The sequence below is a fragment of the Pseudomonas sp. TUM22785 genome, assembly GCF_028198105.1.
Lineage (GTDB): Bacteria > Pseudomonadota > Gammaproteobacteria > Pseudomonadales > Pseudomonadaceae > Metapseudomonas > Metapseudomonas solani.
Genome location: NZ_CP116239.1, coordinates 3,666,334 through 3,682,707 on the forward strand (window position 1 = coordinate 3,666,334; position 16,374 = coordinate 3,682,707).

Here is a 16,374-nt window from a genome sequence, read left to right on the forward strand (position 1 = left end):
GTACAGAGCATGACAGTCCAGATCCACACCCCCGCCGCCACCCGCCTCGACGGCGTGGTGATCGGCATCCTCCTCGACGTGCCCGAGGCCTCCAGCCCGGTGGTGGCCTTCCCCGGCTGCCCGTCGGAGACCGGCATCGCCGCGACCACCACCACCGTGCTCGCCCGCGAGGACATCGGCACCCAGGTGGCGCTGATGTTCGTCGGTGGCGACCCGGCCCAGCCCCTGGTGATCGGCCGCATCCAGCGCCTGCCGGAAACCCGCAAGGAACCGGCGGTGGCGCATATCGACGGCGAGCGCCTGGAGTTCTCCGCCGAGCGCGAGATCGTCCTGCGCTGCGGCAAGGCCAGCATCACCCTCACCCGCGAAGGCAAGGTGCTGATCAAGGGCGCCTACCTCTCCAGCCGCTCCTCCGGGGTCAACCGCATCAAGGGCGGTTCGGTGCAGATCAACTGACAGAGCCGCGCACATGGAATTGCTCAACGCCACCCGCCTGATGGCCGCCTACACCCAAGGCCTGGCCCCCGACGGGCGCGAATCCCTGGTGGTGGTCGCCAAGGGCACCTTCGACCTGCCGCTGGACGGCAGCGAAGCGCGTCTGGCCGACGTCCAGCGCCCACTGCTGATGGCCGACGAATACGTCGGCGAGCCCGGCCTCTCGGCGCCACGCCAGGAAATGGACTTCGCCCCGCTCAAACCCTTCTGCGACGTGCTGGTGATGGGCAAGGCCCACGCCCCCAACGGCCGCCCCGCCACCCAGATCACCGCCGGCATCCGCGTCGGCCGGGTCAGCAAGGCCTTCAGCGTGCTCGGCCCGCGCCAGTGGCAGCCCGGCATGCTCGGCGCCAGCCCCGGCGTGCCGCAGCCCTTCCTGGAACAGGACATCGGCTACGCCCACGCCTTCGGCGGCAGCCGCGCCATGGCCGACCGCCCGGACTTCGCCGAAACCTACCTGCCCAACCCGGCCGGCACCGGCTGGTACCCGAAGAGCGCCGGCACCGCCGAGATCGTCGGCATGCCCATGCCCAACACCGAAGCCCTGGGCCAGCCCATCGACGGCCCCCACGGCGATTTCACCCCCATGGCCCTCGGCCCCATCGGCCGCCACTGGCCGCCGCGCATCGGCTACGCCGGCACCTACGACGACGCCTGGCTGGCCGACCACTTCCCCTTCCTGCCACCGGACTTCGACCCCCGCTACTACCAGGCCGCCCCGCCGGACCAGCAGACCGAGCACCTGCAAGGGGGCGAGGACGTGCTGCTGCTCAACCTGACCAAGCAGGAACGCGCCGGCTTCAAGGTGCCGAGGATGCAGGTGCCGGTGACCTTCTTCCTGAAGAAGGGTGGCCACGAGACGCTGCAGGCGGTGATCGACACGCTGGTGGTGGACACCGATGCCGGCAAGGTCGAGATCACCTGGCGCGCGAGCCGGGCGTTGAGGAGGAACATGTTCGAGGTGGAGCAGTTGCTGGTCGGCTCACGTTCCCGTGCATGGTGGCGGGCACGGGAGCTTGGCAAGACCTACTACCCGTCCTTGGACATGCTGCGACGCAAGGAAATCAACCCGTGATGCAGGCACTCAGTATCAAGGGCGTGGGGATGGTCACGGCCGTCGGCCATGACGCCCTGTCCACCTGTGCAGCGATACGCTGCGCCATCGACAACTTCCAGGACACCCGTTTCCTCGACAAGGGCGGCGAGTGGCTGGTCGGCTCCAGCGTGCAGCTCGAAGAGGCCTGGCGCGGCCAGACCAAGCTGGTGAAGATGGCGGCCAGGGCCGTTGCCGAAGCGATCGCCTCTACGCCTGGCCTCGATCCCGCGAAGACCCCGTTGCTGCTCTGCATCGCCGAAGAAGACAGGCCCGCCCGACTCGCCGACCTCGGCCCGCGCCTGATTCGCGGCATCCAGAAAGAGCTGGGGGTGGAGTTCCATGCCGATTCGAGCTTCATCGCCCGCGGCCGTGTCGGTGCGGCGGTGGGGCTGCTCAATGCGCGCAAGCTGATTCATGAACTCGGCCACCGCCATGTGCTCATCGCGGGCGTCGACTCGTTTCTCAACGCCCCGGTCATGGAGGCCTATGAGCGCCGTGATCGCCTGCTCACCAGCCTCAACTCGAACGGTTTCATCCCCGGAGAAGGCGCCGCGGCGGTGAGCCTCTGCGCCCCGGTCGCGGAAGACCAACCGCAGCTGGTCTGCACGGGCCTGGGCTTCGGCATGGAGCCGGCCACCGTCGAGTCGCTCGACATCCCCCTGCGCGCGGATGGCCTCACCCAGGCCTTGCGCGCCGCACTGCAGGAAGCCGGTTCCCGCATGGAGTCCTACGACTACCGCCTCACCGATCTCTCGGGAGAGCAGTACTACTTCAAGGAAGCGTCCCTCGCGCTCAGCCGCAACCTTCGGGTACGCAAGGAGTTCTTCGACCTCTGGCATCCCGCCGACTGCATCGGTGAATGCGGCGCGGCGATAGGCCCGGCGATGCTGGCGCTGGCGTACTCCGCCAGCCGCAAGGGCTACAGCCCCGGCAACAACATCCTCTGCCACCTGGGCAACGACGCCGGCCAGCGCGCGGTCGCCCTGTTGAGCTATCAACGCGTGAGGGCTGCCTGATGGCCAACCAGGTCTACGCGAACAACATGGAGGTCTCGTGCAAGGCGGCCGACGGCAAGTCCGTGGCCTGCTTCCCCGACGTCTGCTTCACGCCTCCGCAGGCCCCTCCCACCCCCACCGGCGTGCCCATCCCCTACCCCAACACCGGGATGGCCAAGGACACCACCAACGGCACCCGGACCATCAAGATCTCCGGCCAGGAAGTGATGCTCAAGAACAAGAGCTACTTCAAGACCAGCTACGGCGACGAGGCGGGTTGCGCCCCCAAGAAGGGCGTGGTCACCAGCAAGATCAAGGGCAAGGTCTACTTCACCGCCTGGTCGATGAACGTGAAGTTCGAAAGCCTCAACGTCGTGAGGATGATGGACCTGACCACCCACAACCATGCGTCCTTCCCCGGCAACACGCCCACCTGGCCCTACATCGACGAGGTGGCCACGGGAACGCCGGGCAAGGGCTGCGAGGAGGAGCGCGAGAACGTCAAGCAAAAGTGCTCCGGGGACCATGACAAGGACTGCAAGGACGACGCCTGCCAGAACGCCAAGAAATGCATGCTGGTGCCCTACACCGCACGCTCGACGGAAAACCAGAAGGGCTGCTGCGAAGGCGAGACCCCGCACCACCTCGTGGAAGTCCACTGCTTCACCGAGGCCGGCGGCAGGAAGGAGAAGACCCGCCTGAGCGGCTTCAGCGCATACGACGACACGCGTGCGCCCTGCGTGTGCGTCACGGGGTCACGCTATACGGAGACCCACGGCAACATGCACGCCATCCAGAACACGGCCGAGAAAGGCTACATGGTGTCGGAGAGCGCCGGCGGCGCCCGGTCGCAGATGGGCGGCAAGGACAACACCTGGAACTACGGCGCCGCGAAGAAGACCGGAATCTTCGCCCACCAGAAGACCTTCCCCACCTCCGGCAAGGATGGCAAGCCCTGCAGCGAAGGCTGCCTGGAAGCCCAGCTCGACAACTACCACAAGCAGGTCGGCGTGAAGAACAACGATACGCCGCTACGCGCGGACCGTTCGCCGCTCAAGGACGAGCAGAAGGAATGGGGCGCCAAGCAGCTCGAATCGATGGATGACGATTGAAGAGTGATGTGAACAACATGAATGACGGAAACGTAACCTTTGCCAGGTGTTCGATAGTCAGGCGTGACCTGGTATTCATCAGCGCCCAGGTCACCGAGCTGAACGAACGCAACGTCGATCACACCAAGGTGCTGCGCTGGAAGGACGGTGCCTTCGTGCACTTCATGATCGACTGGGCCACCACCGCGATCAGCGCGACGACGCCCCCCCTGACCCTGCTGTCGATGGGGCTCGATGGCGACATCCATGTCTTCCAGGGCTCCAACAGGACCACCGAACGCATCGTGGGACCGGGCGATTTCGGCCCACTGCGCGACATGCGCCTGATCGCCGGTACGCACTATGCCGCGGGCATGCAACGCCAGGTCTACCGGCGCAACGACGACGGCAGCTGGCAATCCATCGCCGACGCCATCCTCAACCGCGAGGGCATCAAGGGCTTCAACGCCATCGACGGCTTCACGCCGAACGAGCTGTACACCGTCGGCATGGATGGCGAGATCTGGATATTCGACGGCCAGCGCTGGCAGGCCCTAGAAAGCCCGACCTCCGTCGCGCTGCAGGCCGTGCACTGCAGCGAAGATGGCACGGCCTATATCGTCGGCCAGGCCGGCGTCGTGCTGTTCGGTCGAGGGGACCAATGGGACTTCATCGACTTGAGCGACTTCAGCGAAGACCTGTGGGGGGTGCAGACCTTCGACGGGACCCTGTTCGTCGCGTCCTCCAAGGGCGTCTACCGGATCATCGACGGCGAGCTGAAGAAAGCCGATATCGGCTCGGTCGGCACCGGCTCGGCGTCCTACCTCACCAAAGGTGACGGCGTGCTCTGGTCCGTTGGCAACCGGCACCTCGCCTATACCGCCGACGGCGAAAACTGGACGGTCGTGGATTATGACGATGCCAGCTACTGATACGCCCTTCGCCTTTTTCCCGGTGCTGCCCAGTGCGGTGTGCCCATGAACCAGCCTGTCTTGCGCGTCCTCGACCAGCACGCCGAAGAGGCCGGCTTCCTCGCCGGCCTGCGCGACTACGCCGTGCGCGCGCCGCACTACGACCTCAAGCACCTGGGCACCCTGGATGGCCGCATCGAGGCGCACCTGGACGGGCTGCTGATCGCCGGGCTCAAGGGCCTGGACCTGCTGCTCAAGGGGCTGCATCCGCTGGCCACGGGCGAGGTGTTCGCCGCCACCGCGCTGGCCTTCATGGCCGGCAACGGCCCGGCGCTGTCCACCCTCGCCGAGCACCTGCGCAAGGCGCCGGACGGCGAGCGGGCCTTCACCGCGGCCCTTGGCTGGCTGGAGTGGGACAAGGTCGAACCCTGGACCGAGCGCCTGCTTTCATCCCAGGAGCCGCTGTTCCGCCGCCTGGGCCTGGCCGCCTGCGGCATGCACCGCCGCGACCCGGGCCCGGCGCTGATCGCCGGGCTCTCCCACGCCGACCCCGGCGTGCTGGCCCGTGCCGCGCGCACCGCCGGCGAACTGCGCCGGCGCGACCTGATGCAAGCCATCCGTGCCCATCGCCTGCACGCCGACGAGGCGGTGCGCTTCTGGGCCAACTGGGCAACGGTGCAGATGGGTGACGAAGAGGCCCTGGGCCCCCTGCGCCTGCTGGCCGAACGACAAGGCATGTTCCGCCTGCGGGCCCTCAACGCCCTGCTCTGCTGGCAACCCCGCGAGGCCAGCATCGCCTGGCTGCGCGGGCTGATGCAGAGCCCGCAGCATCGACGCCTGGTGATCCAGGCCACCGGCCTGTTCGGTGACCCGGTGACGGTGCCCTGGCTGATCCAGCAGATGGGCGACCTGCCCCATGCCCGCGTGGCCGGCGAAGCCTTCACCCTGATCACCGGGGCGGACCTGGCCGAGCTGGACCTGGAGCTGAAGGTCTACCCCGACTACGACGCCGGCCCCACAGACGACCCCGAAGACCCGAACGTGGACATGGACCCGGACACCGACCTGGCCTGGCCGGACCCGGCACGGGTGGAAGCCTGGTGGCAGGCCAACCAGGAGCGCTTCACCAAGGGCGCCGGCTACCTGCTGGGCCAGCCCCTGAGCGAGGCCCGCTGCCTGGAGGTACTGAAGACCGGCTACCAGCGCCAGCGCGTCGCCGCTGCCTGCGCCCTCGCCCGCTACATTCCCACCCGCCCGCTGTTCCCCACCAGCGCCCCGGCCGTGCGCCAGCGCCAGTTACTGGGCAACTGACCCCGCCGGGGGTCAGGCCTGGAGAAAGCGCAGGATCGATTCGACGATCATGTCCCGGTGGCGCGCCTTCACCTCGGCCTCGTTGAGGTCGATGGCGAAGATCGCGCCCAGGGTGTGGCGGTTGGAGACGCGGTAGAAGCAGAACGACGACATCAGCAGGTGCACGTCCATCGCCTGCACGCCGGTGCGGAAGGCGCCCGCAGCCACGCCACGGCGGAGGATGTCGTCGAGGCTGGCGAGGATGGTGACGTTGAGCGAGCCGATGGCATCGGACTCGCGGATGTACTGCCCGTGCTGGATGTTCTCGATGCTGACGATGCGCACGAAGTCGACGTTGCGGTCGTGGTGGTCGAAGGTGAACTCGACCAGGCGGCGGATCGCCTCGCGCGGTTCCAGTTCCGCCAGGTGCAGCTGCGCCTCGGTGTGGCGGATGTCGCCGTAGAGCTTCTCCAGCACGCGCAGGTAGAGCTGCTCCTTGCTCTCGAAGTAGTAGTAGATCATCCGCTTGGAGGTCTGGGTGCGCTCGGCGATGGCATCGACCCGGGCACCGGAGAGGCCCTGCTGGACGAATTCGACGATGGCCGCCTGGAGGATGTTCTCGCGGGTCTTCTCCGGGTTGTTCTTGCGGCTCTTGCGGGGTGTTTCGACAGGCTCGTCGGGCAGGTCAGCAGTAAGGGTCATAACGGACTCAGGCCAAATGCATACCGGCCGGATTATGGGCCGGTCGCCCCGTCGAAGGAAGCGCCGGCCCGCCCATCGGCTAGAGCTTCGCCTGGCGTGCGGCACCACTGCGCGCCTTGGCCATCGCCGCCAGGCGCACCGCCACGTTGGCCGCGCCGTAGCCGGCATAGCCGCCCTTGCGCTGCAGCAATTCGAAGAAGAAGCGCCCCTCGAACGGCTCGGTGTAGACGTGGAACAGTTCGCCGCCCTGGGCGTCGCGGTCGTAGAGCACGTTGTAGTAAGCCAGCTCGCTGAGGAACTCGTCGTCGAAGTCGAAGCGCGCGGCCAGGTCGTCGTAGTAGTTGAGCGGGATGTCCAGCAGCGGCACGCCGGCGTCCTTGGCGCGGGCGATCTCGGCGAACAGGTCGTCGCAGGCGAAGGCGATGTGGTGCACACCCGAGCCCCGGTAGCTGGACAGCGCGTGGGAGATGGCGGTGTTGCGGTTCTCCGAGATGTTCAGTGGCAGGCGCACGCTGCCGCAGCGGCTGCGCAGGGCGCGGCTCTTCACCAGGCCGTAGGGGTCGGGCAGCACCACCTCGTCGTCGGCCTCGAAATCCAGCAGGCCCTTGTAGAACAACACCCAGCTGTCGAGGCTGTCGGCCGGCAGCGCCATGGCCATGTGGTCGATGCGCGTGAGGCTGCCGCTGGGCTGTGCGGTGGCGTCGAGGCGGAAGTCGCTGTCGTAGATGGTCTGCCCCGGCGCGGAGGGTTCCACCAGGTAGATCAGGCTGCCATCCGGCGCGCGCACGGCGGGGATTTCCCGCTCGTTGGGGCCGACCAGGCCGCGATAGGGCTGCCCGCGATAGGCCCGCGCCCGCTCCAAGGCCGAGGCGCTGTCGCCCACGCGCAGGGCGGTGGCGCAGAGGGACGGGCCGTGGGCCTCGAAGAAGCCGTGGGCGAAGGAATAAGGTTCGGCGTTGAGGACGATGTTGATATCGCCCTGGCGCAGCAGGCTCACGTCCTTGGAGCGGTGCTGCCCGGCGCGGGCGAAGCCCAGGCGCTCCAGCCAGGTGGCCAGGCGCGCGCCCTGCTCGCCGTCGACGGCGAATTCGAGGAACTCCACGCCGTCGTAGCGGCCGGCCGGCGGCGGGGCGAACAGCAGGTCGAGGTCGGCGGGCGGCGTCGGGTCCTGGCGCAGCAGGTCGCGGGTCTTCTCCTCCAGGTACAGCAGCGAGCGCAGGCCGTCGGCGGCATTGGCCCGGGGCGGTGCGGCGCGGAAACCGTCGTTGAAGATTTCCAGGGACAGCGGGCCGCGATAACCGCTGCGCAGGATGGGCGCGAGGAAGCCCGGCAGGTCGAACTCGCCCTGACCCGGGAAGCAGCGGAAGTGGCGGCTCCACTCCAGCACGTCCATGGCCAGGATCGGCGCGTCGGCCATCTGCACGAAGAAGATCTTCTCGCCGGGGATGGCGGCGATGGCCCGGGGGTCGCCCTTGAGCGACAGGGTGTGGAAGCTGTCGAGGATCACGCCCACGGCCGGGTGGTCGGCCTGGCGCACCAGGTTCCAGACCTGCTGCCAGGTGTTGACGTGGCGGCCCCAGGCCAGGGCCTCGTAGCCGATGCGCAGGCCGCGCGCGCCGGCGTGCTCGCCGAGCAGGCGCAGGTCGTCCACCAGGGTGCGCTCATCGCCCAGGGAATCGGCGGCGACGTTGCTGCACACCAGCACCAGGTCGGTGCCCAGGTCCTGCATCAGGTCGAACTTGCGTTCGGCGCGGTCGAGGTTCTTCTGCAAGCGGTCGCGGCGGCAGCCCTCGAAGTCGCGGAACGGCTGGAACAGGGTGATGGCGAGCCCGAGGTCGGCGCACAGCTGGCGCACTTCACGGGGGCTGCCGGCGTAGTAGAGAAGGTCGTTCTCGAAGATCTCCACACCGTCGAAACCGGCGGCGGCGATGGCTTCGAGCTTTTCCGGCAGGGTGCCGCTCAACGAGACGGTGGCAATCGAACGCTGCATGCTTCAGCTCCTGATCGAGGGCGCCGGCTCTGCGGTCGGCGGCAGGGGTGGTCGCCGCGATTCCCGACCCGCAGTCGGAGGATTTTGCGCGGCAGCCGTAGCGCAATCGATTATTCGTAGCTAAAGTCCGCCCAGCAATTGAAATGTACGAACTGGTTAGTTTTGTGTTCGATTACCGAACAGAAGGCCGGTTATCGAATTGACGGTATTTCGCTCACTGCGCAACCATCTTCACCACATTGCAACCCGCCGTCGGCACAGCCTGCTGAAAACACCACGGCAAAACGCAATCGGAACCCAGCGTCACCACATAACAATTTCAAGAATCGGGTAAATGCTCATGCTCACGCCAAGCCGCCTCACCGCACTCCCCCCTCCCCCCAGCCATGCCGTGCCCCGACACCCGGGCGCGAACGGCCTAGCCATCCCCGGCAGCACTCCCTGAACCAGATCGGTCAACCCGGTACGTGCCCCTAGGGCACCGCCAGTCCGGCCAAGCCTGCGTGCACCTCATTCGACCCGGCACAATACCGGTCGAGCCCGCTTGCCCGGCGTACAGACAAGAACAACGGAGACAACGATGGCTACTCCCTCAAGCTCCCAAGCCAAGAAAGCAACTGCCAGCGGGTGGATAGGCTCCGCCCTCGAGTACTACGACTTCTTCATCTACGCCCAGGCAGCGGCGCTGATCTTCCCGCAGATCTTCTTCCCCTCCACCGACCCGAAGATCGCCATCGTCGCCTCGTTGGCCACCTACGGCGTCGGCTACCTGGCGCGCCCCATCGGCGCCTTCGTGCTCGGCCACTGGGGCGACACCCGCGGCCGCAAGAACGTGTTGCTGCTGTGCATGTTCCTCATGGGCATCTCCACCATGGCCGTGGGCCTGCTGCCCACCTACCACGACATCGGCATCCTCGCGCCGGTGCTGCTGGTGGTGCTGCGCCTGATCCAGGGCTTCGCCGTGGCCGGGGAAATCTCCGGGGCCAGCTCGATGATCATGGAGCACGCGCCCTTCGGCCGGCGCGGCTACTACGCCAGCTTTACCCTGCAGGGCGTGCAGGCCGGCCAGGTGATGGCCGCCGCGGTGTTCCTGCCGCTGGCCTACTTCATGCCCAGCGACGCCTTCAATGAATGGGGTTGGCGCATTCCCTTCCTGCTCAGCGCCTTCGTGCTGGTGGCTGGCTACATCATCCGCCGCGAAGTCCACGAGACCCCGGCCTTCGTCAACGAGGAGGCACAACAGAAGGTCGCCAAATCGCCGGTCACCGAAGCCTTCCGCCACAGCTGGAAGAACATGATCCTGGTCACCTTCATGGCGCTGATGAACGTCATCCCGGTGGTGGCCACCATCTTCGGCGCCGCCTACGCGGTGCAGCCGGCCTACGGCATCGGCTTCGACAAGAGCGTCTACCTGTGGATTCCGGTGGTGGGCAACATCGTCGCGGTGCTGGTCATCCCCTTCGTCGGCAACCTCTCCGACAGGATCGGCCGCCGCCCGACCATGATCACCGGCGCCCTGGGCTCCGGCCTGCTGGCCTTCGCCTACCTCTACGCCATCAGCATCCAGAACGTGCCCCTGGCCTTCTGCATGTCGATCCTCATGTGGGGCATGGTCTACCAGGGCTACAACGCGGTGTTCCCGAGCTTCTACCCGGAGCTGTTCCAGACCCGCTACCGCGTCTCGGCCATGGCCATCTCGCAGAACATCGGCACCATGTTCACCGCCATGCTGCCGGCGCTGTTCGCCGCCGTCGCCCCGCCCGGCTCGGACAACGTCCCGGTGATCGTCGGCAGCCTGGCCTTCGCCATCACCTGCATCTGCGCCCTCGCCGCCTACCTGGCGCCCGAGACCTACCGCCTGGGCATGGCAGACCTCGGCAAGCCCGACGCCAAGCCCATGGACAAGACCCAGTACGACAGCAGCCGCGAAAACAGCCTGCGCGTCGCCAGCCACTGACGCCCCCGGGGCTCCTCCGGGGCCCCGCACTCACCTGCACCACTCAACGCCTTTCGCGCCACGGCGCGAGATGGCTTCGCCATGCCTGAAAACAACAAGCAAAGAGGCACGATCACCATGCAACAGCCGCATCGCAACCGCCTTTCCCACGCCCGCCTGCCGCTGGCCGTCGCCTTGGCCCTAAGCGCCGGCGCCGTGTCTGCCGCGCCCGGCTTAGTCGAGGACGCCACGGCCACCCTGACGGCGCGCAACTTCTACATGAACCGCAATTTCGTCGGCGACACCACCCAGGCCCAGGCCGAGGAATGGACCCAGAGCTTCATCCTCGACGCCCGCTCCGGCTTCACCCAGGGGCCGGTGGGTTTCGGTGTCGACGTGCTCGGCCTGTATTCCCTCAAGCTCGACGGGGGCAAAGGCACCCGGGGCACCCAGCTGCTGCCGGTGCATGACGATGGCCGCCCCGCCGACGACTTCGGCCGCCTCGGCGTGGCCGGCAAGATGCGCCTGTCGAAGACCGAACTGAAGGTCGGCGAGTGGATGCCGGTGCTGCCCATCCTGCGTTCCGACGACGGCCGCTCCCTGCCGCAGACCTTCGAAGGCGCCCAGCTGACCTCCAAGGAGTTCGACGGCCTGACCCTCTACGCCGGCCAGTTCCGCGGCAACAGCCCGCGCAACGACGCCAGCATGGAAGACATGTCCCTCAACGGCCGCGCGGCCTTCACCTCGGACCGCTTCGACTTCGCCGGTGGCGAATACGCCTTCAACGAAGGCCGCACCCTGCTCGGCGCCTGGCACGCCCGACTGGAGGACATCTACCAGCAGAACTACCTGCAACTGACCCACAGCCAGCCCATCGGCGACTGGACCCTGGGCGCCAACATCGGCTGGTTCAACGGCAAGGAAGACGGCAGCGCCCTGGCCGGCGACCTGGACAACCGCACCTGGTCCGGCCTGTTCTCGGCGAAGATCGGCGGCAACACCTTCTACCTCGGCCTGCAGAAGGTCAGCGGCGATGACGCCTGGATGCGCGTCAACGGCACCAGCGGCGGCACCCTGGCCAACGACAGCTACAACTCCAGCTACGAGAACGCCAAGGAGAAGTCCTGGCAGCTGCGCCACGACTACAACTTCGTCGCCCTCGGCATCCCCGGCCTGACCCTGATGAACCGCTACATCCACGGCTCCAACGTGCACACCGGCAGCGTCACCGACGGCAAGGAATGGGGCCGCGAAAGCGAACTCGCCTACGTGGTGCAGTCCGGCACCTTCAAGAGCCTGGCGGTGAAATGGCGCAACTCCAGCCAGCGCCGCGACTGGGGCAACACCAACAGCTTCGACGAGAACCGCCTGATCGTCAGCTACCCCTTCTCGCTGCTCTGAATCCCCGCTTCATCCTCGTAGCTGCAGCCCCTCGCCCGTCCTTGTGACGGGCTTTTTTCCTCGATGGGGACGAGGACAACGCGGCTGATTCGACGATTCGTAGGGCGGGTGAAACCCGCGAGCCTCCTTGCAAAACCGCCGGGTTGCACCCGACCTACGGACGACTCGTCCCGTGGGAGATTCTATGTCAACCAGCCGTAGCGTCCCGGTGTCGGTACGGCTGTTGGCTGGTCATCAGGGCAAAAGCGATTCTGGCCAGTTTCCGGGCGAGGATCGTTAGGGCCTCGGTCTTCTTCAAACCCCGCTGCAAATAAGCTTGATAGCGTTCCTTCCAGGCGGCTGTGCGACTGGCGGCCATGGCGGCGTTATGCAGTAGCCGTCGTATCTCCGGATCCCCCTGCTTGGTCAGCTTGCGCCGGCCGATGTAGCGCCCCGATTCCCTGACCCGGACATCCAGCCCGAGAAAGGCGATGAACGCATCGCTACTGCGGAAGGTGCCCCGTAGGAAGGCCAGGTTCAGCGCGGCAGCGGTGATCGGGCCAACCCCTTCGATCTCCTGGCAACGTTGTGCCTGCGCGCTCAAACCGGCCTCTTTCAGCGTGGATTGCAGCGCTGCGTTAAGCGTCCGCTCCAGGTCTTTCATCTGCTGCAGGACGGGCTTCAATGCCTCCGCCAATTGGCGATCCTGGGCGAAGCTCAGGCGCAGAGCCGTCGTTACTCGCACCAGGGTGGCGCGACGGTGCAACAGGGCCTGCAGCTTGCGGTACAGGCGGCTCGGCGGCGCCCAGGGGTGCAACTGCTTCTGTTCATGAGCCAGGTAGCGGGCCAGCAGACGGGCATCGCTCAGGTCGTTCTTGACCCGGCCACCGATGCCTTTGCGGTAGTTGCTCAGGCGGTAACCATCGATCACGTAGACCCTGTGGCCACGTTTGTGCGCCAGCGTGGCGACGGCAACGTGGTAGGTGTTGGTGGCTTCGATGGCCAGGCTGCAACCTGCAGGCAGGCTCTTGAGCCAGGTGGCGATAGCGTGCGGTTCATTGATGAGCTCTCTGGCTTGCTCCAGATCTGCTCGATACAGACTCAGACTGTCTTTGGCGACATCGATACCGATTACGGTGCTCTGCATTGTCATGACGAACTCCCAGGGCCAAGATGGAATGACCTGTCGGGGGCTCACGATGGCGCAGGCTTGCAGATATGGTCGGTCTCGGGGGCGGACCTGAGCCGATGGATTCCTTATCGGCGCTTGCAGTGAGGTGAGGAGCGGGAGAAATCTCCCACGGTCTGGCTTGCAGAAGCGATTTCGCTCCCTCCGCCCCCCGACAGGTTCCACCCTAGGACATACAAGCGAATTCATTCGCGATGGAGTGCCCGGCCATCCGCAGCCAGGTGCCGGCGGAAGGTCTTTCGCGGCTGAAGCCGCTCCCACAGGGGACGCCCGCAGCGAGGCCGAACCTCGCACCGTTGGGCCTCGCTGCGCTCGGCGCCAACCTACGGCGCCGTGCCCAACCCGAACCACGGCGCTAACCGATGTGTAGGGTGGATGACGCTCTTTTCATCCACCAAGGGGAGTGGCCGGGAAGCACGGTGTCGGGCAGCCCTGCGGTCTGCTTGGCGAATGAATTCGCCTCTACAGGTGCCATGGGCGGGATACGCCGCACACACAAAAACGCCGCCCGGATGCGGGGTCCGGGCGGCGTTTGTGTGGCTCGCGGGTCAGTCTTGCAGCGATTCCACGCCCAGCTCGTCCCACACCGATTCGGCCAGGTGGAAGGTGGCATTGGCAGCGGGAATGCCGCAGTAGATGGCGCTCTGCATGATCACTTCCTTGATCTCGTCGCGGGTCACGCCGTTGTTCTTCGCCGCGCGCAGGTGCAGGCGCAGCTCGCCCTCGCGGTTCATGCCGATGAGCATGGCGATGGTCACCAGGCTGCGGGTGTGGCGCGGCAGGCCCGGGCGCGTCCAGATATCCCCCCAGGCGTGGCGGGTGATCATCTCCTGGAACTCTTCGTTGAAGGGCGTGAGGTTCTGCTGGCTGCGGTCGACATGGGCATCGCCCAGCACCGCACGGCGCACCTGCATGCCGGCCTCGTAGCGTTCTTTCTCGTCCATCGGTGGCTCCTCGCTAACCCTGGGCCTTCAGGCGATCAGGAAGTCCAGCACCCGGCGGGTGAAGGCCTCGCCGGCCTGGACGTTGGACAGGTGCGCGGCATGGAACTCCACAAGCTCCGCGCCAGCAATGTGCGCCTGCAGGAAGCGGCCGTGCTCGGGCGTGGTCACCGCATCGCCGCTGCCGCAAACGATCAGTGTCGGCGCGCGGATGGCGCCCAGTTGTTCGCGGAAATCGGCATCGCGCACCGCCGCGCAGTTGGCGGCGTAACCCTGGGGCGAGGTCTGCGCCAGCATGGCGACGATGGGCTCCACCTTGGCCGGTTGCGCCTCGGCGAAGTCCGCGGTGAACCAGCGGGCGATGGAAGCGTCACGCAGGGCCGCCATGGCCGCCTGGCCGTCGCGCAGCACCGTCTCGATGCGCGGGTTCCACACATCCGGGCTGCCGATCTTCGCAGCGGTGTTGCACAGCACCAGGCGCTGGATGCGCTCCGGCGCATGGATCCCCAGCCACTGGCCGATCAGCCCACCCATGGACAGGCCGCAGAACGACGCCTGGGCGATATCCAGCGCATCCAGCAGGGCCAGCACGTCACGGCCGTTCTGCTCGATGCTGTAGGGGCCTTCGGTCACCAGCGATGCACCATGGCCACGGGTGTCATAGCGCAGCACGCGGAAATGCTCGGTGAAGGCCGGGATCTGCGCGTCCCACATATGCAGGTCGGTGCCCAGGGAGTTGCTGAGCACCAGCACCGGCGCACCGGCCGGGCCTTCGAGGAGGTAGTTCAGGTCGCCATCGGCGAGTCGTACGGCAGGCATGCAAAGGCTCCTAACGCGAAAAATTCTGATGCTCGGCCACGGCGCGGTCGACCCAGCGACGCGCCTGCCCGAGGTAATGGGCCGGGTCGAGCAGGCGGTCCAGCTCGTCGGCGGAAAGTTGCACGGTGACCTCGGGGTTGGCGCCGAGCACGGCACGCAGGTGTGCGCCCTCCTTCACCGCCTGACGGCAGCATTGCTCAACCAGGTGGTGGGCGGCGTCACGGCCGATGCGCTGGGCCAGGGCGATGCTCACCGCCTCGGCCAGCACCAGCCCCTGGGTCAGGTCCAGGTTGTGGCGCATGCGCGCGGCATCCACCTCCAGGCCCGGCACCACCAGCAGCGCCTGCTGCAGGGCGCCGGACACCAGGCAGCAGAGCTCCGGCAGGGTTTCCCATTCGGCGTGCCACAGGCCCAGGCTGCGCTCGTGTTCCTGGGGCATGGCGGCCAGCAGGGTCGCCACCAGGCCCGGTGCGCGGGTGGCGGCGCCGATAAGCACGGCGGCGCTCACCGGGTTGCGCTTGTGCGGCATGGTGGACGAGCCGCCCTTGCCCGGCGCGGCGGGCTCGAAGACTTCGCCCGCCTCGGTCTGCATCAGCAAGCTGAGGTCGCGCCCCAGTTTGCCCAGGCTGCCGGCGACCAGCCCCAGTAGGCTGGCGAACTCCACCAGGCGGTCACGCTGGGTGTGCCAGGGCTGCTCGGGCAGGGTCAGGTCCAGTTCCTCCGCCAGGGCGCCGGCCACGGCGAAGGCCTTGTCGCCCAGCGCCGCGAGGCTGCCGGAGGCGCCGCCGAACTGCAGGCACAGTAGGCGCGGTTTCAGCTCGGCCAGGCGCTGGCGGTGACGGGTCACCGCGCCCAGCCAGCCGGCGATCTTCATGCCCAGGGTCACGGGCGTGGCGTGCTGCAGCCAGGTGCGCCCGGCCAGCGGCGTGTCGGCATGCAGGCGGGCCTGGCTGGCGAGTGCATCAGCCAGGGTGGCGAGGTCGTTTTCCAGCAACACGATGGCAGCACGCAGCTGCAGTACCAGGCCACTGTCCATGGCGTCCTGGCTGGTGGCGCCCAGGTGCACATGGCGTTCGGCGGCTGCGTCGCTGGTGGCGATGCGCCTGCCCAGCGCCTTGACCAGCGGGATCGCCGAATTGCCAGCGCTGCCGATGGCCACGGCCAGGGCGGAGAAATCATAGAGCTCGGCCTTGCAGGCCGCCTCGATGGCCGCCACCGCCTCGGCGGGAATCACCCCGACACGGGCCTCGGCGCGGGCCAGCGCGGCCTCGAAATCCAGCATGCCCTGCACCCGGCCGTGGTCGCAGAAGATCGCGCGCATGGCCGGCGCGGTGAAGTAGGCATCGAAGAGTTGGTTGCTCGGGCTGTTCAAGCCAGTGCTCCGGAAATCAGGAAGGTGAATCGTTTTATAGCAGCCGGCCCGTCACGACCAGCCTTTACGCACTTCGCCTGGCACATCAGGCGTAGCGAGCTCAAACCGCTTCGTCGGATGAGTCATGGTGGGCTGAAGCCCACCCTACGACTGCATCACGCCGCCAG

Annotated in this window: 14 protein-coding genes; 8 read left to right on the plus strand and 6 right to left on the minus strand. The window is 67.0% G+C overall.

Going from position 1 to position 16,374, the window contains the following annotated elements:
• Nucleotides 1-9: 9 nt before the first annotated feature.
• Genes PI990_RS16590 through PI990_RS16615 form a run of 6 tightly spaced genes read left to right on the plus strand, consistent with a single transcriptional unit; the run spans nt 10 to nt 5,899 of the window.
• Complete coding sequence (locus tag PI990_RS16590) at nt 10-456, plus strand: DUF6484 domain-containing protein (protein WP_021217654.1); 447 nt, start codon at nt 10-12, stop codon at nt 454-456.
• 13 nt (nt 457-469) lie between these two features.
• Nucleotides 470-1,570 (plus strand): DUF2169 family type VI secretion system accessory protein, encoded by a 1,101-nt coding sequence (locus PI990_RS16595; RefSeq protein WP_043245418.1) that lies wholly within the window; start codon nt 470-472, stop codon nt 1,568-1,570.
• On the plus strand, nt 1,570-2,607 hold the full coding sequence (locus PI990_RS16600; protein WP_184492196.1) for a hypothetical protein: 1,038 nt from the start codon (nt 1,570-1,572) through the stop codon (nt 2,605-2,607). Before PI990_RS16595 ends, PI990_RS16600 begins: the two co-directional genes overlap by 1 nt.
• Entirely contained in the window at nt 2,607-3,698 is a 1,092-nt protein-coding gene (locus PI990_RS16605) for a PAAR-like domain-containing protein (protein ID WP_184492195.1), read from the plus strand. The genes PI990_RS16600 and PI990_RS16605 overlap by 1 nt, the downstream gene beginning before the upstream one ends.
• Before the next feature lie 17 nt (nt 3,699-3,715).
• Nucleotides 3,716-4,609, plus strand: a complete 894-nt coding sequence (locus PI990_RS16610) for a hypothetical protein (RefSeq protein ID WP_184492194.1) — start codon at nt 3,716-3,718, stop codon at nt 4,607-4,609.
• Nucleotides 4,610-4,654: 45 nt separating this feature from the next.
• A complete protein-coding gene (locus tag PI990_RS16615) occupies nt 4,655-5,899 on the plus strand; it encodes a TIGR02270 family protein (protein WP_271657774.1) in 1,245 nt (414 codons plus the stop codon).
• Nucleotides 5,900-5,911: 12 nt separating this feature from the next.
• Here the strand turns inward: PI990_RS16615 and PI990_RS16620 are convergent, their stop codons facing one another.
• Nucleotides 5,912-6,580, minus strand: coding sequence for a TetR family transcriptional regulator (locus PI990_RS16620; protein ID WP_021217660.1), 669 nt, complete (start codon nt 6,578-6,580; stop codon nt 5,912-5,914).
• 79 nt (nt 6,581-6,659) lie between these two features.
• Nucleotides 6,660-8,570, minus strand: coding sequence for a 3-dehydroshikimate dehydratase QuiC (gene quiC, locus PI990_RS16625; protein WP_271657775.1), 1,911 nt, complete (start codon nt 8,568-8,570; stop codon nt 6,660-6,662).
• Nucleotides 8,571-9,150: 580 nt separating this feature from the next.
• On the opposite strand from quiC, the gene PI990_RS16630 reads away from it, so the two are divergent.
• Entirely contained in the window at nt 9,151-10,527 is a 1,377-nt protein-coding gene (locus PI990_RS16630; RefSeq protein WP_271657776.1) for an MFS transporter, read from the plus strand.
• Between the two features lie 117 nt (nt 10,528-10,644).
• The gene (locus tag PI990_RS16635; protein WP_271657777.1) at nt 10,645-11,907 is read left to right on the plus strand and encodes an OprD family porin; all 1,263 of its coding nucleotides are present in this window, start codon (nt 10,645-10,647) and stop codon (nt 11,905-11,907) included.
• A gap of 187 nt (nt 11,908-12,094) precedes the next feature.
• Here PI990_RS16635 and PI990_RS16640 read toward each other — a convergent pair whose 3' ends face one another.
• From PI990_RS16640 to PI990_RS16655, 4 genes are all read right to left on the minus strand, one after another.
• Nucleotides 12,095-13,039, minus strand: coding sequence for a transposase (locus tag PI990_RS16640; RefSeq protein WP_271657778.1), 945 nt, complete (start codon nt 13,037-13,039; stop codon nt 12,095-12,097).
• A 584-nt stretch (nt 13,040-13,623) separates the two neighbouring features.
• Complete coding sequence (gene pcaC / locus PI990_RS16645; protein ID WP_271657779.1) at nt 13,624-14,019, minus strand: 4-carboxymuconolactone decarboxylase; 396 nt, start codon at nt 14,017-14,019, stop codon at nt 13,624-13,626.
• Between the two features lie 27 nt (nt 14,020-14,046).
• Nucleotides 14,047-14,835: a 3-oxoadipate enol-lactonase gene (pcaD, locus tag PI990_RS16650; protein WP_271657780.1), complete on the minus strand. Its 789-nt coding sequence runs from the start codon at nt 14,833-14,835 to the stop codon at nt 14,047-14,049.
• Between the two features lie 10 nt (nt 14,836-14,845).
• Nucleotides 14,846-16,156, minus strand: coding sequence for a 3-carboxy-cis,cis-muconate cycloisomerase (locus tag PI990_RS16655; protein ID WP_271661311.1), 1,311 nt, complete (start codon nt 16,154-16,156; stop codon nt 14,846-14,848).
• Nucleotides 16,157-16,374: the final 218 nt, after the last annotated feature.

What these genes read in the sequence shown, in the direction of transcription:
- PI990_RS16590 (WP_021217654.1), top strand. Translation starts at nt 10, where the DNA reads ATGACAGTCCAGATCCACACCCCCGCCGCCACCCGCCTCGACGGCGTG.
- PI990_RS16595 (WP_043245418.1), top strand. Translation starts at nt 470, where the DNA reads ATGGAATTGCTCAACGCCACCCGCCTGATGGCCGCCTACACCCAAGGC.
- PI990_RS16600 (WP_184492196.1), top strand. Translation starts at nt 1,570, where the DNA reads ATGCAGGCACTCAGTATCAAGGGCGTGGGGATGGTCACGGCCGTCGGC.
- PI990_RS16605 (WP_184492195.1), top strand. Translation starts at nt 2,607, where the DNA reads ATGGCCAACCAGGTCTACGCGAACAACATGGAGGTCTCGTGCAAGGCG.
- PI990_RS16610 (WP_184492194.1), top strand. Translation starts at nt 3,716, where the DNA reads ATGAATGACGGAAACGTAACCTTTGCCAGGTGTTCGATAGTCAGGCGT.
- PI990_RS16615 (WP_271657774.1), top strand. Translation starts at nt 4,655, where the DNA reads ATGAACCAGCCTGTCTTGCGCGTCCTCGACCAGCACGCCGAAGAGGCC.
- PI990_RS16620 (WP_021217660.1), bottom strand. Translation starts at nt 6,580, where the DNA reads ATGACCCTTACTGCTGACCTGCCCGACGAGCCTGTCGAAACACCCCGC.
- quiC (WP_271657775.1), bottom strand. Translation starts at nt 8,570, where the DNA reads ATGCAGCGTTCGATTGCCACCGTCTCGTTGAGCGGCACCCTGCCGGAA.
- PI990_RS16630 (WP_271657776.1), top strand. Translation starts at nt 9,151, where the DNA reads ATGGCTACTCCCTCAAGCTCCCAAGCCAAGAAAGCAACTGCCAGCGGG.
- PI990_RS16635 (WP_271657777.1), top strand. Translation starts at nt 10,645, where the DNA reads ATGCAACAGCCGCATCGCAACCGCCTTTCCCACGCCCGCCTGCCGCTG.
- PI990_RS16640 (WP_271657778.1), bottom strand. Translation starts at nt 13,039, where the DNA reads ATGACAATGCAGAGCACCGTAATCGGTATCGATGTCGCCAAAGACAGT.
- pcaC (WP_271657779.1), bottom strand. Translation starts at nt 14,019, where the DNA reads ATGGACGAGAAAGAACGCTACGAGGCCGGCATGCAGGTGCGCCGTGCG.
- pcaD (WP_271657780.1), bottom strand. Translation starts at nt 14,835, where the DNA reads ATGCCTGCCGTACGACTCGCCGATGGCGACCTGAACTACCTCCTCGAA.
- PI990_RS16655 (WP_271661311.1), bottom strand. Translation starts at nt 16,156, where the DNA reads ATGCGCGCGATCTTCTGCGACCACGGCCGGGTGCAGGGCATGCTGGAT.